Origin of the sequence: Sphaerisporangium sp. NPDC005288 (genome assembly GCF_040607475.1) — a bacterium.
In the GTDB taxonomy this organism is placed as follows: Bacteria; Actinomycetota; Actinomycetes; order Streptosporangiales; family Streptosporangiaceae; genus Sphaerisporangium; species Sphaerisporangium rhizosphaerae.
Genome location: NZ_JBEXGT010000054.1, coordinates 1 through 20,023, shown reverse-complemented (window position 1 = coordinate 20,023; position 20,023 = coordinate 1). Strand labels below are relative to the sequence as shown.

General features: G+C 69.8%; 15 protein-coding genes. 6 read left to right on the top strand and 9 right to left on the bottom strand.

The genetic code is table 11. The features are described from left to right. Positions 1-165: 165 nt before the first annotated feature. The 3 genes from ABZU32_RS35420 to ABZU32_RS35410 form a co-directional block, all read right to left on the bottom strand. On the bottom strand, positions 166-1,236 hold the full coding sequence (locus tag ABZU32_RS35420; protein WP_354929581.1) for a hypothetical protein: 1,071 nt from the start codon (positions 1,234-1,236) through the stop codon (positions 166-168). Continuing rightward, the gene (locus ABZU32_RS35415) at positions 1,182-3,407 is read right to left on the bottom strand and encodes an AAA family ATPase (protein ID WP_354929578.1); all 2,226 of its coding nucleotides are present in this window, start codon (positions 3,405-3,407) and stop codon (positions 1,182-1,184) included. The genes ABZU32_RS35420 and ABZU32_RS35415 overlap by 55 nt, the downstream gene beginning before the upstream one ends. A 187-nt stretch (positions 3,408-3,594) precedes the next feature. Next, positions 3,595-4,284, bottom strand: coding sequence for an alpha/beta hydrolase (locus ABZU32_RS35410; RefSeq protein WP_354929575.1), 690 nt, complete (start codon positions 4,282-4,284; stop codon positions 3,595-3,597). A 519-nt stretch (positions 4,285-4,803) separates the two neighbouring features. On the opposite strand from ABZU32_RS35410, the gene ABZU32_RS35405 reads away from it, so the two are divergent. From ABZU32_RS35405 to ABZU32_RS35395, 3 genes are all read left to right on the top strand, one after another. Further along, positions 4,804-7,014: a BTAD domain-containing putative transcriptional regulator gene (locus tag ABZU32_RS35405; RefSeq protein WP_354929572.1), complete on the top strand. Its 2,211-nt coding sequence runs from the start codon at positions 4,804-4,806 to the stop codon at positions 7,012-7,014. A gap of 87 nt (positions 7,015-7,101) precedes the next feature. Further along, the gene (locus ABZU32_RS35400; protein ID WP_354929569.1) at positions 7,102-7,593 is read left to right on the top strand and encodes a cupin domain-containing protein; all 492 of its coding nucleotides are present in this window, start codon (positions 7,102-7,104) and stop codon (positions 7,591-7,593) included. A gap of 215 nt (positions 7,594-7,808) precedes the next feature. Then, entirely contained in the window at positions 7,809-9,317 is a 1,509-nt protein-coding gene (locus tag ABZU32_RS35395; RefSeq protein WP_354929566.1) for a S8 family serine peptidase, read from the top strand. An 86-nt stretch (positions 9,318-9,403) separates the two neighbouring features. Here ABZU32_RS35395 and ABZU32_RS35390 read toward each other — a convergent pair whose 3' ends face one another. Then, positions 9,404-9,775 (bottom strand): DUF1622 domain-containing protein, encoded by a 372-nt coding sequence (locus ABZU32_RS35390; RefSeq protein WP_354929563.1) that lies wholly within the window; start codon positions 9,773-9,775, stop codon positions 9,404-9,406. 691 nt (positions 9,776-10,466) lie between these two features. On the opposite strand from ABZU32_RS35390, the gene ABZU32_RS35385 reads away from it, so the two are divergent. Beyond that, complete coding sequence (locus tag ABZU32_RS35385; protein WP_354929561.1) at positions 10,467-11,849, top strand: ricin-type beta-trefoil lectin domain protein; 1,383 nt, start codon at positions 10,467-10,469, stop codon at positions 11,847-11,849. 326 nt (positions 11,850-12,175) lie between these two features. Here ABZU32_RS35385 and ABZU32_RS35380 read toward each other — a convergent pair whose 3' ends face one another. The 5 genes from ABZU32_RS35380 to ABZU32_RS35360 form a co-directional block, all read right to left on the bottom strand. Continuing rightward, on the bottom strand, positions 12,176-13,387 hold the full coding sequence (locus ABZU32_RS35380) for a fumarylacetoacetate hydrolase family protein (protein ID WP_354929559.1): 1,212 nt from the start codon (positions 13,385-13,387) through the stop codon (positions 12,176-12,178). Next, the gene (locus tag ABZU32_RS35375) at positions 13,384-14,565 is read right to left on the bottom strand and encodes a mandelate racemase/muconate lactonizing enzyme family protein (RefSeq protein WP_354853227.1); all 1,182 of its coding nucleotides are present in this window, start codon (positions 14,563-14,565) and stop codon (positions 13,384-13,386) included. The genes ABZU32_RS35380 and ABZU32_RS35375 overlap by 4 nt, the downstream gene beginning before the upstream one ends. A gap of 7 nt (positions 14,566-14,572) precedes the next feature. Then, on the bottom strand, positions 14,573-15,403 hold the full coding sequence (locus ABZU32_RS35370) for a carbohydrate ABC transporter permease (protein WP_354853225.1): 831 nt from the start codon (positions 15,401-15,403) through the stop codon (positions 14,573-14,575). Next, positions 15,403-16,347, bottom strand: a complete 945-nt coding sequence (locus ABZU32_RS35365; protein ID WP_354929556.1) for a sugar ABC transporter permease — start codon at positions 16,345-16,347, stop codon at positions 15,403-15,405. Before ABZU32_RS35365 ends, ABZU32_RS35370 begins: the two co-directional genes overlap by 1 nt. 64 nt (positions 16,348-16,411) lie before the next feature. Next, positions 16,412-17,551 (bottom strand): sugar ABC transporter substrate-binding protein, encoded by a 1,140-nt coding sequence (locus ABZU32_RS35360; protein ID WP_354929553.1) that lies wholly within the window; start codon positions 17,549-17,551, stop codon positions 16,412-16,414. A 254-nt stretch (positions 17,552-17,805) separates the two neighbouring features. On the opposite strand from ABZU32_RS35360, the gene ABZU32_RS35355 reads away from it, so the two are divergent. After that, positions 17,806-18,573, top strand: a complete 768-nt coding sequence (locus ABZU32_RS35355; protein ID WP_354853219.1) for an IclR family transcriptional regulator — start codon at positions 17,806-17,808, stop codon at positions 18,571-18,573. A 782-nt stretch (positions 18,574-19,355) separates the two neighbouring features. Next, positions 19,356-20,023: endo-1,4-beta-xylanase (locus ABZU32_RS35350; protein WP_354929550.1), on the top strand; the 668-nt coding region annotated here is incomplete at its 3' end.

The window sequence follows — 20,023 nt, the reverse complement described above, 5'->3', positions numbered from 1 at the left end:
CGCACCGGCCGTAAGGCAACGGCCCGCGACACCGAGGAAGTCACCCCCCGCTGTGGAGGCACCGGCTTGGACCCACGATGGGTAATCGCCCACGGTAGCGGCTTGATCACCCGCCCCGGCCCACCTTGCCGCCGGCCGGCCCCGGATGAACCTTTCACGCCGGAGTCAGTGGACGGCCGGCGGGTCGTCCAGGGTGGCCAGGAACTCCTCCGCGCGCCGCGCGAACAGGTGGGTGCCGCGTTCGGCGGACACCGTCCGGGCCCGGTCGGCGACCGCCCTGACCTCGGCGACGGACTCCCCTCTGGCGTGCAGCAGCCGCGCCCGCAGCAGAAGGAGCAGGCCCTCTCCGTAGCGCTGGTCATAGAGGTCGAGACAGGCGTCGGCCTGGTCGAGGGCGGCCGCCGCCTTGTCGAGCGCCCCGGCGACCAGCCACATCTCACCGAGATGTCCGTAGAAGACCGAGACGCAGGATTGCGTCGGGTCGACGAGGTGCGTGGCGATGAGTCGCCGTGCCCGCTCCGCGGCGCCGGCTGGATCCCCGCCGGTCAGGGCCAGCGCCCAGCATCGGACCAACCGGAGGTAGACGCCGTGGTAGGCGAAGGAGAAATGGGGATCTGCGGCGATTCCCCGTTCCGCCACGCGCAGGGCTCGAACCGGGTCGCCGATCACCGCTTCCGCTTTCGCCGCGTGGGCGGCCCACACCGTGATCGTGAACGGGTCGTCGCCGGTGGCCTCCAGTGTGTCGAACAGCGACCGCGCGGCGTCGACGTCCCGGTGCATCGCGGTCGCCTCCGCGAGCTTCGCGAGCATCAGCAGTCGCAGGTCGTACCAGACGGGATCTTCCTCGCGCCGGGCGACGCGGGTCGTCAGGATCCGGCCCGCCTCGCTCAGGTGGCTGAACGCCTCGTCCATGTGTCCGTCGCTGAACCGCTGCAGGCCCCACGTCTGCCGGCCGTAGGCGCGTACGAGCGGGTCGGAGGAGGTCTCGCCCTGTTCGAGCAACCGGCGCGCCAGTACCCTGCTTCGGTCCGCCGCGAGGCTTCTGGAGTGCGCCGCCCAGCGGGAGTAGAGGTAGACGGTCGCTTCGAGTTCCCGTCCGAGGCTCCTGGCCAGATGCTCCGCTCGCTCCAGGAGATCCAGCGCCGAGGCGCCGTACATCGAACGCATACCCAGGACGGCGATCACCTGGGACAGGGCGGACAGCTCCAGTTCCGCCAGATTCGCCGTCCGGGCCACGTTGACGGCCGATCGCAGGTGTCGCTCGGCGGCCTCGAGCGCGGACTTGGCCGCCGCGTGACGGCCCGCGCGTACCAGCGCCGCCGCGGTGCGGCCGGATCGGCGAGCGGGCCCGCGGACCACAGGTGGTGAGCGACGCGTTCGGCGGCATGGTCGCCGGATGAGCCGGTACGCTCCAGCGCGTCGGCGACGCGCAGGTGAAGCGGGATGGCTCGTGCCGCAGGCATGGTCTCGGTGAGCGACTCGCGGACCAGGTCGTGCGAGAAGCGGAGGGAGAACGGGTCGCCGGGCGTGGGTTCGAGCAGGCCGAGCGCGGCGACGGGCCCCAGGTGGTCGAGGCAGGCCCCGACGTCGAGGCCGGCGACATCGGCGAGCAGGCTGAGCTCCACCTCTCGTCCGATCAGCGCGGAGATCTGAAGCAGATCTCCGGCGCGCTCGTCGAGTCCGCTCATCCGGTCACGGACGACGTCCCTCACGGTGGCGGGCACTCCCACGGCCATGGTGCGCACGTCGCCGTCGGCGAGGAGCCGGGCCAGTTCCCGGACGAAGAACGCGTTGCCGGCGGTACGCAGGTGGATACCGCGGACGACGCCCGGGTCCGGCTCCCGATCGCTCTCGCGGCGGACGAGTTCGGCGACGTCGGCCAAGCTGAGAGGTGCCACCTGGAGGCGACGGTGGCCGGGCACCCGGCTTGCCGCGGCCAGCGTCTTGGTCAGCGCCGATCCGGGGACGGGCGCGCGGTCGCGGAGCGCTCCGATGATCACGGTGCCGGCCGGAAGGTGGACCGCCAGGTGGCTGAACAGGTCCAATGACGCGGCGTCCGCCCACTGGAGGTCGTCGATCACCAGCACCAGTGGACGCCGCGCCGCGACCTGACCGACAGCGGCGGCGACCGCCTCGAACAGGCGGAACCGGGCCGTACCGCCGGGTGCCGCCGATCCGCCGGGACCATCGCCGCCTGGTCCGAGAAGGTGGCCGAGTTCGCCGGCGAGCCATTGCGCGCGCGCCGAGCCGGGCATCTCGTCCAGGACCCTGCCCACCACTTGTATCCACGGCCACATGGACGGCGTTCCTTCGCCGTGCAGGCAATGACCCCAGACGACGCCGGCGTCGCGCCGGACCGCCTCGGCGGCGATCTCCCGCAACAGGTGTGTCTTGCCTATCCCCGGCTCGCCTACCAGAACGACGAGCCCCGTTCCTCCGGCGAAGGCCGGATCGATCGCCTGCCGCAGCACCGTCAGTTCATCGCTCCGGCCCACCAGACCGGATCCGGACGGTGCCTGAGATTCCGCGGCAGCGCGCGAAGAGGCGGGCGCGTGCGGGGCCGCCGGCTGGAGGGTCACCGCCCCGGCGGCCTGCAGGTCCTGGTCCAGTACCCGCCAGTACGCGGCCTCCAGGGCCTGGCAGGGGCTGATCCCCAGGTCGGCGGCCAGGCGGGTACGGACCGCCTCGAACACCGACAACGCCTCCGCCTGCCGGCCGGCGGCACCCAGTGTGGAGATCAGGCTCGCCTGCACCGGCTCGTGCAGCGGCGCCATCGCCGCGGCCCGATACAGGCCCGGCAGCACCCCCTGCGGCCGGCCCAGCGAGACCGCGAGCTCGGCCGCCGCCGTGCACGCGTCGAAGAACTCGCCGTCCAGCCTGGCGAAGATCGACGACGCTGTCGGCCCCTCGCGCAGCCCCTCGCCCGCCGGGCCCTGCCACAGACCCAGCGCCTTCACATAGGTGTCGAGAGCATCCTCGTGGCGCTCCTTCGCCAGCGCGGTCCCGGCGGCCGTGGCGAGGTCGCGGAACTCGACGAGGTCCAGCACCCCTGCGCCTGCCGTGAACAGGTACGCGTCGCCGCGCCGCCGCACGTAGGAGCCGGAGGTCCGCGCCGAGCGCGCGGGCTCGAGCAGCCGACGCACCCCGCCGACGTACTTCTGGATGAGGTTGCGGGCGCCGTCAGGCGGATCGTCGTCCCAGATGAGATCGATCAGCTCGTCGGTGCCGGTCGGCCGTCCCACCCGGGCAAGGAGCACGGCCAGCAGGAAGGCCCGCTGGCGCGGTCCCGCGTCCAGTTCGGCGCCGTCCCGCCACAGCCGCAACGGACCGAGGATCCGCAGGAGCAAGGAGCCGCCGCCGGGCGATCGATCCTGGCCACCGCCACCATCGGCAGCACGACCTTGCATGTACCGCCCTCATCATGAGACACCCGACCTGCCCCGTAGGGCGCTGGTCCATCGGCACCAATTGTGCAGCGTGTCGCATCCAACCCCAAAATGCCGCGCGATGCGACGGAGGTCCCGAAGCCGGGCGATCCTGGCGGATCACCCGGCCCGTGGGACCTCCGTCTCGTCACCGCCGCCCGGTGTCCGCTCAGCCGGCGGTGGCCGCCTGCCTGATCAGGTCGGCGACGGCCTGCGGCTGGGAGATGTAGATGGCGTGGCTGCCGGAGGCCTCCACCACCGTGGCGCCCGCGCGCTCGGCCATCTTGCGCTGGAGGGCCGGCGGGATCGTCCGGTCACCGGTGGAGAGCAGGTACCAGGTGGGCTTGGTGCGCCAGGCCGGCTCGGTGACCATGCCACCGGCCGCGCCGAGGCCCCAGGGCACCTGGGAGTCGGCCATGAACGCGGCCAGCTCCGCGGGCAGGTCACCGGCGAAGGCGCCGTGGAACTCGTCCCGGTCCAGGACCAGGAACCCCTCGCCCACGGGCACGATCGGCGGTGCCGGGGTGCCGGGCGGGGAGTCGGCGAGCAGCGTCTGCACCGACTCGCCCTTGTCGGGCGCGAACGCGGCGACGTACACCAGCGCCGACACCCGCGGATGGGTGCCGGCCTCACTGATGATCGAGCCGCCGTAGGAATGCCCGACCAGCACGGTGGGACCATCCTGAAGATCCAGCACCTGCCGGACCGCCTCGACGTCCCCCTCCAGCGTCAGCCCGGGGTTCTGGGTGACGCTGACCCGGTAGCCGTCCTGCTGGAGCAGGTGGTAGACGCCCTGCCATCCTGACCCGTCGACGAAGGCGCCGTGCACGAGCACGACGTTGACCGCGGTGGAACTCATGACGCTTCCTCTTCCTCCTGTACGAAGTGCTATGGGTCGACCGGGTGCGGTGGCCATCGACGACCACCCACGCGCACCGGCGCCGGTTTCCGATGTCCGGTGCCTCCCGGCGCATCGCCTAACCGGCTTGTGTCCGAAGCGTATGGAAGCGCGCTTCCTGAGAAGTGATCGAAAAGTGACCGTAGGCGGCTCCTCTGCCCGTCTGGCTCCATACTGCGCGAGCGCGCCTGTAACGACCAGGCGGACGCGATCTCGGCTCCCTCCGCCGGGCGGCCCGGTATGTCGTCCGAGCGCCGGCTCGCGGTGGCGCGTGGCCCGGGACACCGGGCGGCGCCGGGGGTCAGTGCCTGGTCAGTGCCAGGGCAGTGGGCACTCATACGCTGCGGCCACGAGTGATGAGGCGATGCGGGCGAGCGGCGCACCGACGTCGACGCGCGCGGGGACCTGTCGTCCCCTGTTCGCTCCGTGTCACCCGACCCGCACTCTTTTCTCAGAGCACGTCCAGGGAGGTCGGCGGTCATGGCGGTGCCGGTAGGTGCCGCGGGCAGCGGCGGCGAGGCCGGATCGGCCTCCGGTGGCTCCCTGCGCCTGCAGCTTCTGGGGCCGCTGCGGATGTGGCGTGGCGACGTCGAGCTGGACGCGGGTCCCCCGCAGCAGGCTCTTCTGCTGGCGTTGCTGCTGGCCCGTGCGGGCCGGCCGATCAGTACCAGCCGGCTGGTCGAGCTGATCTGGGAAGACGCCCCTGCCAGCGCCGTCAATCTCATCCACAAGTACATCGGCACACTGCGGCGCTTGCTGGAGCCCACGGTCCCGATCCGCGGGACCGGTTCCCATCTGCAACGCCGGGGGAACGGTTACCTGTTCGTGGCCGGGAACGCCATGCTCGATCTGGCCGTCTTCCGCGAGCTCGTCCAGGACGCCGAGACAGCGCTCACCCAGCACAGACCCGAGGCGCCCGACCGCTACGTGGAGGCACTGGGGCTCTGGCAGGGCTCCGCGGGCGACGGCCTGACCCACGGGCCGGCCGCGATATCGATCTTCGCGGGCCTGCACGATGAGTTCTACGCCGCGTGCGTGGCGGCCGCCGACCTCGCGGAGTCGCTGGGCCGGCCGGAGCGGGTGTTGCCGTCGTTGCGACTGGCCGCCTCGATGGCGCCGTTGCACGAACTGGTACATGCCCGCCTCGTCTCCACGCTGCGGGCCGCCGGGCAGCAGGCGCAGGCACTGGATGTGTTCCGGACGGCACGGACCTGCCTCGCCGACGAACTCGGCATCGATCCCGGGCCGGCTCTGCGGGCCGCGCACCAGCGGGTCCTGGTCGGCGGAACCGCGCCGGCGGCCGGCGCTCGGCCCCTCGTGCGGCCGCGGGCACCGTGGCAGGCGGCCGCACCGTCGGGGAGGCGGCCTGCCGGTGGCCTGGTCGGACGGGCCGAGGAGCTCGCGGTGCTGCGGCAGGCGGTCCGATCGGCGCTGGACGGCGGCAGGGGTTTCGTCATCGTCGACGGCGAGCCGGGGGTGGGAAAGACCCGGCTGCTGGAGGAGATCGCCGCCGAGGCCGGTCAGCGGGGTGCGTTCGTCGTGTGGGGCCGCTGCCTCGAAGGAGCGGGCACGCCGTCGATGTGGCCGTGGGTGAAGGCGATCGGCACGGTGCTGGACGCACTGCCCGCCGAGACGCGGGACAGATGGCAGGCCGGCGTCATCGGCGGCCTCCTCCGCCGACGCGATGACGACCTGGTCGCGCCGGCGATGCTGGACGGCGGCCGGTTCCGCCTGTTCGAAGAGGTCGTGGCCGTCTTCCGCGAGGCTTCGGCGCTGTGGCGGACGCTGCTGGTCATCGACGACCTGCAGTGGGCCGATGACGCCTCATTGCACCTGTTCAGCCATCTGGCGGATCAGCTGCCCGAGGGCACCATGATCGTCGGTGCGCTCCGCGACCGCGCGCCCGCGCCGGGCACGGATCTGTCGCGGATGCTCGCCGCGGCGAGCCGGGTCTCCGGTCACCGTCGCGTCCACCTCGGGCCGCTCAGCCCGCCGGAGGTGGCCGAGCTCGTCCGGGGCGAGACCGGCCGGCTCCCCGGCCCCGGCGCCGCCCGCGGCATCCATGCCCGCACCGCCGGCAACCCCTTCTTCGTCCGCGAACTGTCCCGGCTGCCGGCCTGCCAGGGCCCGCTCACCGAGGACGCGGTGGCCCTGACCGAAGTGCCGTCCACCGTGCACGACGTCGTGCGCGACCGGATGACCGGCCTCGGCGCCGACACCCGCGACCTGCTCCGGATCGCCGCGCTCATCGGCCGCGAGGTCCACCTGAACCTGCTCGCCCGCGCCGCCGGCCTCGACGTCCGGGCCTGCCTGGACCATCTCGAACCGCTGGAAGCGCTCGGCCTGATGGAATCGGCCCTCGAAGACCCTTGCGCCTACCGCTTCGCCCACGACCTGGTCCGCCAGTCGGTCGCCGAGACCATCCCGCGGCGGCGTGCCGCCCAACTGCACCTGGACGTCGCCGAGGCGCTGGAGCGAGCCGAGCCGGGGGACGATTCCGTTGCCGAGCGCCTGGCCTACCACCTGTGGGCGGCCGGTCCGCTGGCCGACCCCGCCCGGACCGTGCGCGCCCAGGTGCTCGCCGGCCGCCGCGCCGCGGCCAAGTCCGCCTTCGACGCCGCCGAGCGAGATCTGCGGATGGCCGCGCGGAACCCGGCGAACAGCCGGTCGACCACTGACCACCGCGCCTGACGAGAACCTCCGCACAGACTCGTCACTTTTTCTCCAGTCGACCGCGCTGTAATGGCCGCTACGTGTCTTGAGGAGAAAGGTCAGCTTATGAGCCGGTTCGACAGCGGGTGGGGCGCGGACGGATGGGCCGTGCCACCCGGCGGGGGGAACCTGGTCGAGCTGCGTGGTCCACACCGGCCGGAGATCCTGGTGCGCGGCGCCGAGGTGGGAGGCGAGTTGGGCGCCTTCGTGTTCCACCATGACGTCATCGAGGAGAATCCGCCCCACGCCCACCACGACTTCATGAAGATGGCCTACGTGCTGGAGGGCGAGTACGCGTTCCGCGTCGGCGACGCCGAGTTCGAGGGCGGCCCGGGCCCCACCGTGGTCGTGCCCCGCGGCTCGTACCACACGTTCGTGACGCCGACCGGCGGCAAGCTGCTCTTCGTCAGCGCCCCCTCCGGCAACGAGGAGCTCTTCCTGGAGATGGGACGCCTCGGAGCGGACCCGTCGCCAGGGCAACTGCTCGCCCTCGACGAGCGCTTCGGGACCACCCGCCTGCCGGGCGACGAGGGCCGCCCGTGGCGACAGCCGCGCTGACCCCGTCGTCGGACGGAAAGCCGGCGAATATCGACATTTCCATTCGCCGGGCCCCTCGCGAACACCGGCATGCGGGCTTCCCCGGGAGACGAACGACGTCGGCGAGCTGAATGCCCGCATCGGCCTCGGGACCGCATCCCATCGTGCGTCACCGTCGCGCATCCGCCCGCGGGCATCCGCTCCTCGGCACCCCCTCATATCGATACGGAGATCTCATGAACCCGCGCCTCAGACGCCGGCTCACGCTTGCCGTGCCGGTCGCGCTGTCGCTCACCGCCTCGTCCGGCCTCCTCCCCACGGCCGCTACGGCGGTGACCACGGCGGTCCGTGCCACCGACGCCCCCGCCTTCGTCTACGCCGTCAACACCAGGACCGACGGTCGCACGATCGAATCGGTACGGCGGGCGATCGGGGCCAACGGCGGCACCGTCGTGACGGGCTACGACCGGATCGGAGTGATCATCGCGCGCTCGTCGAACCCGGACTTCGGCCGGCGGATGCGCGCGGTGCGGGGGGTCGACTCGGCGGGCGCGACGCACACCGCGCCGCTCGGCGAGGCGGGGACGAACGATGAAGGCCCGGCGCAGGTCCTGACGAAGGCGCAGGCGGCGAAGGCCGCCGGCCGTGCGACGGCCGGTCAGGAGCCCCTCGAGGCCGACCAGTGGGATCTGCGGGCCATCGGCGCCGACAAGGCGGCCGAGGTCGACCCGGGAAGCAGGAACGTGACCGTCGGTGTGATCGACGGGGGTGTCGACGACACCCATCCCGACATCGCCCCGAACTTCTCCCCCGCGCAGAGCGCCAACTGCGTGAGCGGCAAGGCGGACACGACCTACGGCGCCTGGCGCCCGATGGACGCCGCCCACTACCACGGCACCCATGTGGCCGGTGAGATAGCCGCGGCCCGCAACGGCATAGGCGTGGCGGGCGTGGCTCCCGGGGTCAAGGTCGCGGGCATCACCGCGGGCGACGTCAACAAGCTGTACTTCGCGGAAAGCGTGGTCTGCGCCTTCGTGTTCGCGGGGGACCACGGCGTCGAGATCACCAACAACAGCTACTACGTCGACCCGTGGCTGTACAACTGCATGGACGACCCCGACCAGCGTGCCATCGTCGACGCGGTCAACAGGGCCCAGCTCTACGCGCGGCGCAAGGGCACGCTCAATGTGGCCGCGGCCGGCAACGCCGGCGCCGACCTCGGCGCGGACGCGATCGTGGACGACAGAAGCCCGAGCGACACGACGCCCGGGCCGCGCACGGTCGACCCGCACAAGTGCCTGGACGTACCGGCCCGCCTGCCGGGGGTGGTCAACGTCAGCGCGGTGGGCGTCAAGGGCGCCAAGGCCTACTACTCCAGCTACGGCCTGGGGGCCGTCGATGTGGCGGCCCCGGGCGGCGACAAGTATCAGATCCCGGACACCCCGGCGAAGGACGGCCGCATCCTGTCCACCTTGCCGAACGGCCAGTACGGCTACCTTCAGGGCACCTCGATGGCGTCCCCGCACGTGGCCGCCGTGGCCGCGCTGCTGAAGTCGGCGCACCCGCAGGCCACCCCCGCCCAGCTCCAGGCCCTGCTGAAAGCGCACGCCGACAACCCGGGGTGCCCGAGCGGCCCCTACGACGGCAACGGCGACGGAGTCGTGGACGCGACCTGCTCCGGAGACGAGCACGTCAACGGCTTCTACGGCCACGGCGTCGTCAACGCGCTGCGCGCGGTCAAGTAGGCCCTGCCCTGGCCGATGGTGCGACTTCGAGCGTGAGGTGACACCGCGCCGCCCGAGAGGTGTCCCTTCCTCGGGCGGCGCGGTGGTCAACGGCGCTCAGCCTCGGTGTCCTGCGAGCGGCGCTGCCACGGCCGGCGGCCCTCCAGTTCCACCTCCAGGGAGATGCTGAGGAAGGTCCGGACGAAGACGATCAGCACCAGGACACCGACGCCGGTGAAGGTGGGTGAGACGGCCACGCTGCGGATGATGTCCCCGGCGACGAGGAACTCGAGGCCGAGCAGGATCGCACGCCCGAGTCCCTGACGATAGCGCCGGTAGACCTCCGGGAAGGGCGCGCGCCGCAGCAGCAGACGGTAGGCGAACAGCGCGCTCGTCAGCAGGGCGCCGACGGCGATGCCGGCCACCCCGGCCAGGTCGATGAACTCGCCGAGGGTCTGGATGAGCGACTGAAATCGCACCGCTCCCCTCCCCTCCGCCGGACTCCCGGCCTGCTCGGACGACCTCTTCGGAGATACCCCCTTACGAGCACCCAGGTCCGCTTACCGTCACGCGGGCTGCCGGTCGAGGCGGCCAGAGCGGCGAACCCTGACGAACGGTTGGTCCGCGAGTCGCTCGGCCGACCGTGGTCGATGGTGAGGCACGAGAGCCGCCCGCGGTCCGGGGCGCGAGCCCCTGGGTCCTCAACCCACGCGGCCCTGGGGTTGCCAATTACGGCCGAAAGTATCGGAATTCCGCTAAAACTTCTGGAGGGGGCCCAATAGCACTTGACGACGGCATCCCATGATCATTTCGGGAGGCCGCCCGCCCTCCACCCGGCACGTGATCGACCTGTTCACTACGAAAGTTTCATCCTGTGCGCCAGGCGCGGGCGCGAACAATCCCTGGTCAGCACGCGTGGAGGAGCACCCCGCGGGACCGGCGCCCCGCACCGGAAGTCAAGCTACTTGACATCCGTGATCAGGTCGTATTTGCTCCCTCGCACCACGCCTTTTCAGCACGTGTGCGGCGCACTGATAACCCGCCGCCGAACCTTGGCGCTGATATCCCGGTTCCCGTTTCACAGCACCCGGCATTCGATGCCGCTGATGGAAAGGAACGCAGAAATGTTATCGACATCGGCCCGGTCCGCACGGCCAGAGGGAATCGCAAATGTTGAAGCATAGGTCAATCCTCGGGGCCGTGGCGCTCGCGGCGGCCGTCGTCCTCGCGACGGGGCACGCGGCGATGAGCAGCGGCAGCAGCACAGGAAACTCGGCGTCCGCCGCCGCCGCGCTCGCGGGCACCGCGGGATGCGGAAAGAGCCCGACGCTGACCAGCGGAACGCGGAGCATCACGACCAGCGGCAAGAACCGCCAGTACATTCTGCGAATTCCTTCGAACTACAACAACAACACCCCCTACCGCCTGATCTTCGGCCTCCACTGGCTGAACGGCACCATGAACGCCGTCGACTCGGGCGAAAGCGCCGGGGCCTCCTGGTCCTACTACGGGCAGCGGCAGCTGTCCAACAACACCGCGATCTTCGTCGCGCCGCAGGGCTTCAACAACGGGTGGGCCAACAACGGCGGCGAGGACGTCACCTTCATCGACGACATCATGCGGCAGGTCGAGTCGGACCTGTGCGTCGACACCTCGCTGCGTTTCGCCATGGGGTGGAGCTACGGCGGCGCCATGAGCTTCTCCCTCGCGTGCAGCCGCGCGACGGTCTTCCGCGCGGTCGTGGTGTACTCCGGCGCGCAGCTCAGCGGATGCAGCGGCGGCACCCAGCCCATCGCCTACATGGGACTGCACGGCATCACCGACAACGTGCTCAACATCTCCCAGGGACGGGCGCTGCGCGACAAGTTCGTCGCCAACAACGGCTGCACCGCGCAGAACCCGCCCGAGCCGGGTTCCGGCAGCCGGTCGCACATCATCACCGCCTACTCCGGATGCCGCGCCGGATACCCGGTCGTCTGGGCCGCCTTCGACAACGGCCACACGCCCGCCCCGGTGGACGGGACCTACACCGCGGACGGCGCCCAGACCTGGACCAAGGGCGAGGTGTGGAAGTTCATCTCCCAGTTCACCAGCACCACCAACCCCAATCCCACTCCCACCCCCACGCCGACCGTGACCCCGACCGTCACCCCGACGCCGACCGTCACCCCGTCCCCCACGACGGACTTCCGTCTGCGCAACGAGGGCGCCGGCCGCTGCGTCGACTCGCCCAACAGCGCCACCGCCAACGGCACCCAGCTCCAGGTCTACGACTGCCACACCAACGCCAACCAGCGCTTCACCTACAACTCCGGCCGGCTGGAGATCCTCGGCAAGTGCCTGGACTCCCCGACCAACGCCGACTCCGGCACCCGCGTCCAGCTGTGGGACTGCCACACCAACAGCAACCAGCAGTGGACCTTCACCTCCAGCGGCACCATCACCAACGGCGCCAACAACCTCTGCCTCAACGCCGCCGGCACCGGCAACACCTCCGGCGTGACCATCGCCACCTGCAACGGCCAGGCCACCCAGAGATGGACCAGGGCTTAATCACCCACTAGCCGATGACGAACGTCGGGTCCAGACGACTCCGCCTGGACCCGACGTGACATTTCCGCTTCGCCGGAGACCTTCGAAAATATTCGCGTGCGCCAAAGCGTGGTTCACCTCACCCGCGGCCGGCGGGGACTGCTGCACCCCGGCGCTCCCCTGGGGCGACCTTCGCCCCAGAGAGTTCCTCGACCACGCGGTCGCCCCGGGCGGCCTGGAAGTCCACTACGTCTGCCGAGAAGACCTGATCCGGACGCGCCGCGCCATAGGCCGCCCCAAGGACCTGCGCCGAGCAGCCGAACTGTGCGACGTCGTCGGACCGGGGCTCACAACAGTCCTCTCTTCACGAGGTTCGCCATGAGGTCGCGGACTCCGAAGTCCCACGGTGCGCAGTCCTCGGCGTGCTGGACGCGGTTGACCAGGGTGCCGAGGGCGGGGGAACCGATCCGCACCACGTCGCCGGTCTTGTGCGTGAACCCCTCGCCCGGGTGGTCGCGGTCCTGGATGGGCGCGAACATCGTGCCGAGCATCAGGACCGCGCCGTCGGGATACTGATGGTGCGGGCCGATCAGTTGCCGCACCAGCGCCTCCGGATCGCGTGACATCCGCGCCATCTCCGAGACCGCCTCGAGGCGGAAGCCGTCCTCGCCTTCGATGTCCAGCCGCACCACCAGGCCGCGTACCTGTTCCAGGTCGAACCGCTCGTCGAAGAGCCGGATCAGGGGGCCGAGCGCGCACGAGGCGTTGTTGTCCTTCGCCATCGGCAGCAGGAGCGCGGATCGGCCCTCGACATCCCGGAGGTTGACGTCGTTGGCGAGCGCCGCCCCCACGATCCGGCCACTCGACTGGACGACGAGAGCCACCTCGGGCTCGGGGTTGTTCCAGGTCGAGGCGGCGAGCACCCCGACGGGCACCGCGGTTCCCATGGCGGACAGGACCTGCCCCTTGGTGAAGATCTCGGCGTCCGGGCCGATCCCGACCTCCAGGTACTGGCTCCAGATGCCCTCGGCGACGAGCAGGGTCTTCAGCCGCGCCGCCTCCTCCGAACCTGGCGTCAGGTCGTGAAGGTCGGCGCCGACGCCGGCGAGCATCCGCCGGCGGATGTCCGCGGCGAGTGCCATGTCGCCGCCGGCCCGCTCCTCGATGACGCGCTCGATCATCGAGACGGGGAAGGTCACCCCGGCGGCCTTGAGCGCCTGGAGGTCGACCGGTGCGAGCAGCCAGGGCCGGGTGCGGTCCCGGTCCGCGGCCCCGGTGTTGGCGAGCACGTCCCCGAAGCCGCCGACATGCCGGCCATCGAGCGCGGAGACCACGGCGGCGGGGTCCGGCAGCTCGCAGATGTCGCGGACCGTCGGGAAGTCCGCGCTGATGTCGATGACCTCTCCGTCGCGGACGACCACGGGTGAGGGCCCTTCGACGAGGGGATCCCAGATCCGGCCGATCAGGACCCCGTCCGCGGCATCGTCCGGCAGCGCGTCCGCGGCCGTCCCGAACCAGGCGGCCTCGGCGGCGAGCTCATCGGGCGATGACTGGATCATTTGCCGTCTCCCAGGTTGAAGAAGGACCGCTCGTCCGCGGGCCGGATGTCGAAGACGGCGTCTTGGAACATCCGCAAGGGGTGGGGGGTGAAAGGATGCCGTGCGATCGCCTCGAGATCGAGCTCGATGCCGAGACCGGGCCCGGTCGGGATGAGGATGTCACCCTCCTGCGTCAGTACGAGTCTCTCATTGGTGATCTCCGGACGCCATGGGACGTCGGTCGCCATGATCTCCAGGTAGCGGAAGTTGGGCAAGGCGGCCCCGAGTTGCAGCGTCGCCGCGGTGCTCAGCGGTCCGCTGGGATTGTGCGGCGCGAAACCGACGTAGCCGGTCGCGGCGAGCGTCGAGATGAAGGCCAGCTCGGCGATGCCGCCGGCGTGCGTCACATCGGGCTGGACGAAGTCGACCGCCTGGCGGGCGAGCGCCGGCGCGAACCCCTGCCGTCCGAACCATCGCTCCCCCGCGGCGATGGGCACCGGCGAGGACCGGCGGACCTCGACGAGGGCGTCGAGGTTGTCCGGGGGGCAGGGTTCCTCGAACCACACCGGTTCGAACTGCGCGATCTGCCGCGCGACCTTGACGGCGTGATTGACGTCGAAGCGGCCGTGGCCCTCGATGAACAGCTCCACGTCGCGCCCGACCGCGGAGCGGACGGCGTCGATCTGTGCGAGCACGCGGTCCAGTTGCCGGGAGGTGATCGTGAGGTCGTGGTTCTCGAAGGGATCCCACTTGAGACCGCGAAAACCACTGTCGACGGTCCTCCTCGCGGCGGCCGCGTAGTCCTCGGGCGTGACGGCTCCGGAGAACCAGCCGTTGGCATAGGCGCGCACCCGGTCGCGGGTGGCGCCGCCGAGCAGCCGGGAGACCGGGACGCCGAGCTCTCGGGCCGAGATGTCCCACAGCGCCATCTCCAGCGAGCTCAGCGCGGTCATGATGACCGGGCCGCCTCGCCAGTACCAGTCCCTCGCCAGCTCGTACAGGATGCCGGATATGCGGGTGGGGTCCATCCCGGTCACGGCTTCGGCCACTTCGGCGATGGCGCCTTGGACGGCGCGTTCCTTACCCTCCAGGGTCGCTTCGCCCAGTCCGACGATTCCCTCGTCCGTCGAGACGCGGACGATCACCAGGTTGGTGCGGTAGAAGTCGACGACCACGGTGTCGACCGAGGTGATCTTCATGTCCGGCTCAGCCCTTCACCGCGCCGGCGGTCATGCCGGCCACCACATATTTCTGCACGAACAGGTAGAAGACGACGGCGGGCGCCGTGAACATGAAGGCGACCGCCATGACGGTCTGGATCGGGGTGCCGAGTTCGCCGATGAAGTTCGCGATGCCGACCGACGCCGGCTGCATTCCGGGGGTGAAGATGAACGTCACGGCGAACACGTACTCGTTCCAGGCGTGGAAGAACGCGATGACCGCGGTGGCGGCGAGCGACGGAGCGATCAGCGGCACGTTGATGCGGGTGAGCACGGTGAGCGGTCGTGCTCCGTCGACCCGCGCGGACTCCTCCAGTTCGCGAGGCAGGCCGTCGATCGCACCCTTGAGGATGAGGGCGACGATCGGCAGGACGAAGGCGGAGTTGACCAGGATGAGGCCGCCGAGGGAGTCGAGGAGGTCGAATCGCCGGAAGAGCGCGAACAGCGGCACGACCATGAGGGCCTCGGGAAGCATCTGCGTGAACAGCAGCGCGACGGTCACCAGGACCTTGCCCCGGAACGTGAACCGCGAGAGCGCGTAGCCGAGCGGGATGCCGAGGCCGATCGAGAGGACCGTCGTGCCCGCGGCGATCACCAGGCTGTTGCGCAGCCAGGTCGTCGCCTTGCCTTCGGCCAGCGCGTCGATGAAGACCCCGAACTGCGAGAAGTCGGGGACGAGCCGGGCCTTGTGGGCGAAGAGCTCAGAGTTTCCCGACAGTGCGGTGACGAACATCCAGTACAGCGGGAAGACGGCGATCCCGAGCACGACGAGAACGGCGATGATCCGCAGGGTCAGGCCGACGTGGGGCGGTCTCATCAGCGGGCCTCCCTCTCGGCGGCACGGGCGACGAACCGGCTGCCGGCGATGACGATGAGCGAGATGACGACGCCGACCATGCCGATCGCCGCCGCCGAGCCGAGTTGCTTGGAGTCGAAGGCCTGGGAGTAGAGGTCGATGACCAGCGTCCTGGTCGCGCCGACCGGTCCCCCCTTCGTCATGAGCCAGATGAGCTCGAATCGCCGCAGCGACCAGATGGTCATGAGGAGGGCGAGCAGGCCGACGGTCGGCTTGATGGCCTGCCAGGTGACGGCGCGGAAGGTCCACCACCTCCCCGCACCGTCCATCGTCGCGGCCTCGGTGAGGTGCGGGGGGACGGACTGCAGCGCGGACAGCAGCACCACCGAGGTGAAGGGGAACAGTTGCCAGATGGTCGTCGCGAGGACCGCCGGGAGGGCGTATCGCGGACTGTCGAGGATGGCGCCGCCCGGGACGCCGAGGCCGACCGCGTCCAGAAATCGGTTCACGATTCCGTAGTCCGGGTTGAGCATCCATATCGCGATGAGCGCGACGGCGATACCGGGCGCCGCCCACGGAATGGTCACCAGTGCGCGCGCCAGCCCTCGGCCGCGGAAGCCCTTGTTGAGGAGCAGGGCGACCGCGAGCCCGGTTCCGATGGCGACGACGACGCACACGACGACGTAGACGAGGGTGATGAGCAGGGTACGGCGGAAGTCCGCGTCGCCGAAGATGCGGGTGAAGTTGTCCAGTCCCACCCAGGTGCTGCGTGTGGGGTTCAGCAGCGAGGTTCGCGTGAAGCTCAGAAAGACTTCCTGCGCCAGCGGGACGACCTGGAACACCAGGATGAAGAGGGCTGCGGGGGCCAGGAAGAAGTAGGGCGTCCACCTGCTCCCCAGCGGGCTGCCTCGACGCCGGGCCCCGGATCGAGGCCCTGTGATCTGCTGCTGTTCCAGCACGGTCATCGAGTTCGGTCCTTCGAAAGTAGGACGCCGCCGGCGGGAGAGTCTCGCCGGCGGCGTCGTCCGGTCAGCCAACCAGTTGGGACGCCTGCTGCTGGGCGCGGTCCAGTGCGGTCTTGAGGTCGACCGTGCCCTGGAGGGCCGCGACGACGTTCTGCACGACGATCTTGCGGATGTCCGGCGTCTTCGCCTCGAACCCCTGGACGATCTGCGGCAGGCTCGAGTCGGTGAGGTCGTCGAAGACGGTCAGGAACGGCGTCTTCTGGAGCTGCTCAGGGCTTCGCTTGGTGACCGTCGCCACACTGCTGGCGCCGAGGATCTCCTGCAGCTTGACCTGGTTGTTCGGCTCGAGCGCCCACTTGATGAAGGTGGCCGCGGCCTCCTTCGCCGGGCTCGCCTCGTTGATGACGATGGGTGCGAGGATCGCGCCCTGCTTGCGGACGGGGAACGGGATGGGTGCGACGTTGAAGTTCAGGTCGGCGTTCTGGCCGCGAGTCGCGGTCACATAGCCGCCGTTGTTGAGCTCCATGCCGACCTTGCCCTCGGCGAACATGCGGCGGAACGTCGCCGCGTCCGCGCCACGCGGGATCACCTTGGCGTCGTACAGGTCCTTGAACGCCTGCAGGCCCTTGAGGTTCGCGGGCGAGTTGATCGTCAGCTTCTGGCCGTCCGACCACGCGCCGCCGAAGCCGTAGACGTAGTTGAAGATGTCCTGCCACACACCGGCTTCCTCGGCCTCGGTCTGGCGGAACGCCAGGCCGTAGGTGTCGCCCTTGGTCAGCGACTTCGCCGTGTCGACGAACTGCTCGTAGCTCGTCGGGGGCTTCGGGATCAGGTCGGCGTTGTAGAACATCGCGTAGTTCGACGCCTCGAAGATGATCCCGTGACGCTGGCCGTCGTGGACCATGAACTGGTCCGGCTGCTTGAGCAGGTCGTACTTGCTGACGTCGATCAGGTCGTTGAGCGGTGCGATGAGGCCGGCGTCCGAGGCCGACTCGAACTCCGGCATGTCGAAGCGGATCAGATCGGGCCCTTTTCCACTGCCCATCTGGGTCAGGATGGTCTGCCCGAAGGTCGGATACGGCACCGCCGCGGCGGAGACCTGCACCTCGCTCTGGCTCTTGTTGAACTCCTGGAGCCACTTCGTGAGCAGCGGTCCGCGGCCCGGATCGCCGAGGGTCGAGGCGGCGAACGTCAGCTTGGCCACGCCGCCCCCGGATCCACCGTCGGAGCCGCAGCCGGTCAAGAGGGCGACGGCCATAGATGTGACGCCGGCCGCCGCGACAATGCCGCGGCGAACGCGATGCAGCCTCATTTGTTACTCCACAGTAATAACTGGATACTTCCCCGAAACCGTGGTCGGAATTGCAACGATCGTAGCGACATGTGCAACGAAGTCAAGTGGCGGTTGCACATCTCATGAGCTACATTGCAAACTACGCAACGCAAGGAGGATGGTAAGTGGCGCAATCGATCCAGCGTGCGATCAACCTGATCCGCTTGGCGGCGGAACATCCGCTGACACTGTCGGAGGCCTCGGACGTGCTCGGCGTCCACAAATCCACGGCCCTGCGGATCCTCCAGACGCTGGAGGCCGCGCGGTTCGTGCGTAAGACGGGGGCGGGGACGTACGTGTTCGGCAGCGGGCTCATCGAGCTGTCGGAACTCGCGCTCGGCTCGATGGACCTCCGTCAGTTCGCCTCCGCGCACCTGCGCGTGCTTCAGCGGCGGACGGGTCATACCGTGCACCTGGCGCAGTTGACCGGCGACGAGATCGTCTACGTCGACAAGGTGGACAGCCCCGCGTTCGACGCGGTGAAGCTGCCGTCACGGGTCGGCCGGGCCGTCTCGATCTACGCGAGCGCCGTGGGCAAGGTGATCCTCGCCCACCTCTCCCAGGCGGAACGCGACCGCCTGCTCTCTCACGTCACCTTCGAGCGGTACACCGGCACGACCTTCGCCGACCGCGAAGCCCTCGACGCCGAACTCGCCCGCGTCGCCGAGCGCGGCTGGGCCATCGACGACGGCGAGCACGACGCCTACGTCATGTGCGTCGCCGCACCGATCAGGGATTCGCGTGGGCAGGTCATCGCGGCGGTCTCCCTTACCGCCATCGAGGTGATCGCGAACCTGGACCAGCTGAAGGAGAAGCTTCCGCTCCTACTGGAGACCTCGGCACTGATCTCCCAGGAACTCGGGTACACACCCGAGCCCTCGCCCGCTCCATAGGCGAGCAGAAACGCGTCCTTCGGGAACACCCCGCCGGTGTCCCTCCTCCGCGCCTGCCGGGCATGCCCTTCACGGCCCCCGGCGCGGATCGTCCGTCGCCTCGCCGTGGTTCCTCCGGGTGGGAGGTGCCACGGCGAAGGCTCGCCGGAAGCGCGTCACCTTCAGGTGACGGGTGTTAGCGCTAACATCCTGTACTGGCATTCCTCCTCTTCGCCTGGCGTATGTGGCGGTGGTGGTGCAGCGGAGCCAATACGATCAAGTGCGCTTTCGTCAAGAGCCCAGGACTCGCCGCTCGCCGCGCGTTCGCCGGCGACGACCGGTTTTCCGCCGCCACCGGCATGCGATCGCACGCGTCCGGAGCCCGGCACGATGGAACTTTCATCGGGTGGCGGTGCGGCATGGCCACGGCACTCTTCCTGGTGACGTGGGCACCGATCCGCGTCAGGTCGCCACGGAAGCCTCGCCGCCCTCGAACCGGATCGAACCGATTCGTCGATGGTCTTGACATGTTACAGAGAGGTTTCCACACTGAGTCCGCAAGGCGGCTTCCCCCTGTCGGGGTCGGTGGTGGTGACAGGGCCGCCAATTGGTGACGCGACGTCTGTGACGCCGGTGTGCCACGGTCCGGCGACGATCCGCCGCCCGTGCCCGGCCCGGTCTCGCGTCCCCTCAACCAACTCGGCAGTGGAGGCTCAGATATGGGCGAGAACGGTATTTCCCCAGCTCAATCCCAGGGCGCATGGAAACCACGGCGCACAACGAGCGGTACTCGCCGATTGGCGATGGCCGGTGTGGTCGGTGTGCTCGGGGTGGTCTCGGCGTTGGCGGCGAGCACTCCGGCGGGCGCGGCGGCCAGCACGCTGGGCGCGGCGGCGGCGCAGAGCGGCCGGTACTTCGGCGCGGCCATCTCGGCCAGTCATCTGGGCGACTCCACCTATGTGGCGACCTGGGATCGGGAGTTCAGCGGGGTCACCCCCGAAAACGAGATGAAGTGGGACGCCACCGAGCCCTCGCGCAACTCCTTCCGCTTCACCGGCGCCGACCAGATCGTCAGCCACGCCCAGAGCAAGGGCATGAAGATCCGCGGCCACACACTGGTGTGGCACGCCCAGCTGCCCGGTTGGGTTTCCGGCCTTTCCGCCAGTGACCTTCGCACGGCGATGGTCAACCACATCAACGGCGTGATGGGCCACTACAAGGGCCAGATCACCTACTGGGACGTGGTCAACGAAGCCTTCGCCGACGGCGGCTCGGTCGGCGCACTACGCAGCTCGGTCTGGACCCAGAAACTCGGCAACGGGTTCATCGAGGAGGCCTTCCGCGCCGCACGCGCCGCCGACCCCAGCGCCAAGCTGTGCTACAACGACTACAACATCGACGACGCCAACGCCAACAAGACCCGCGGCGTCTACAACATGGTCAAGGACTTCAAAGCCCGCGGCGTCCCCAT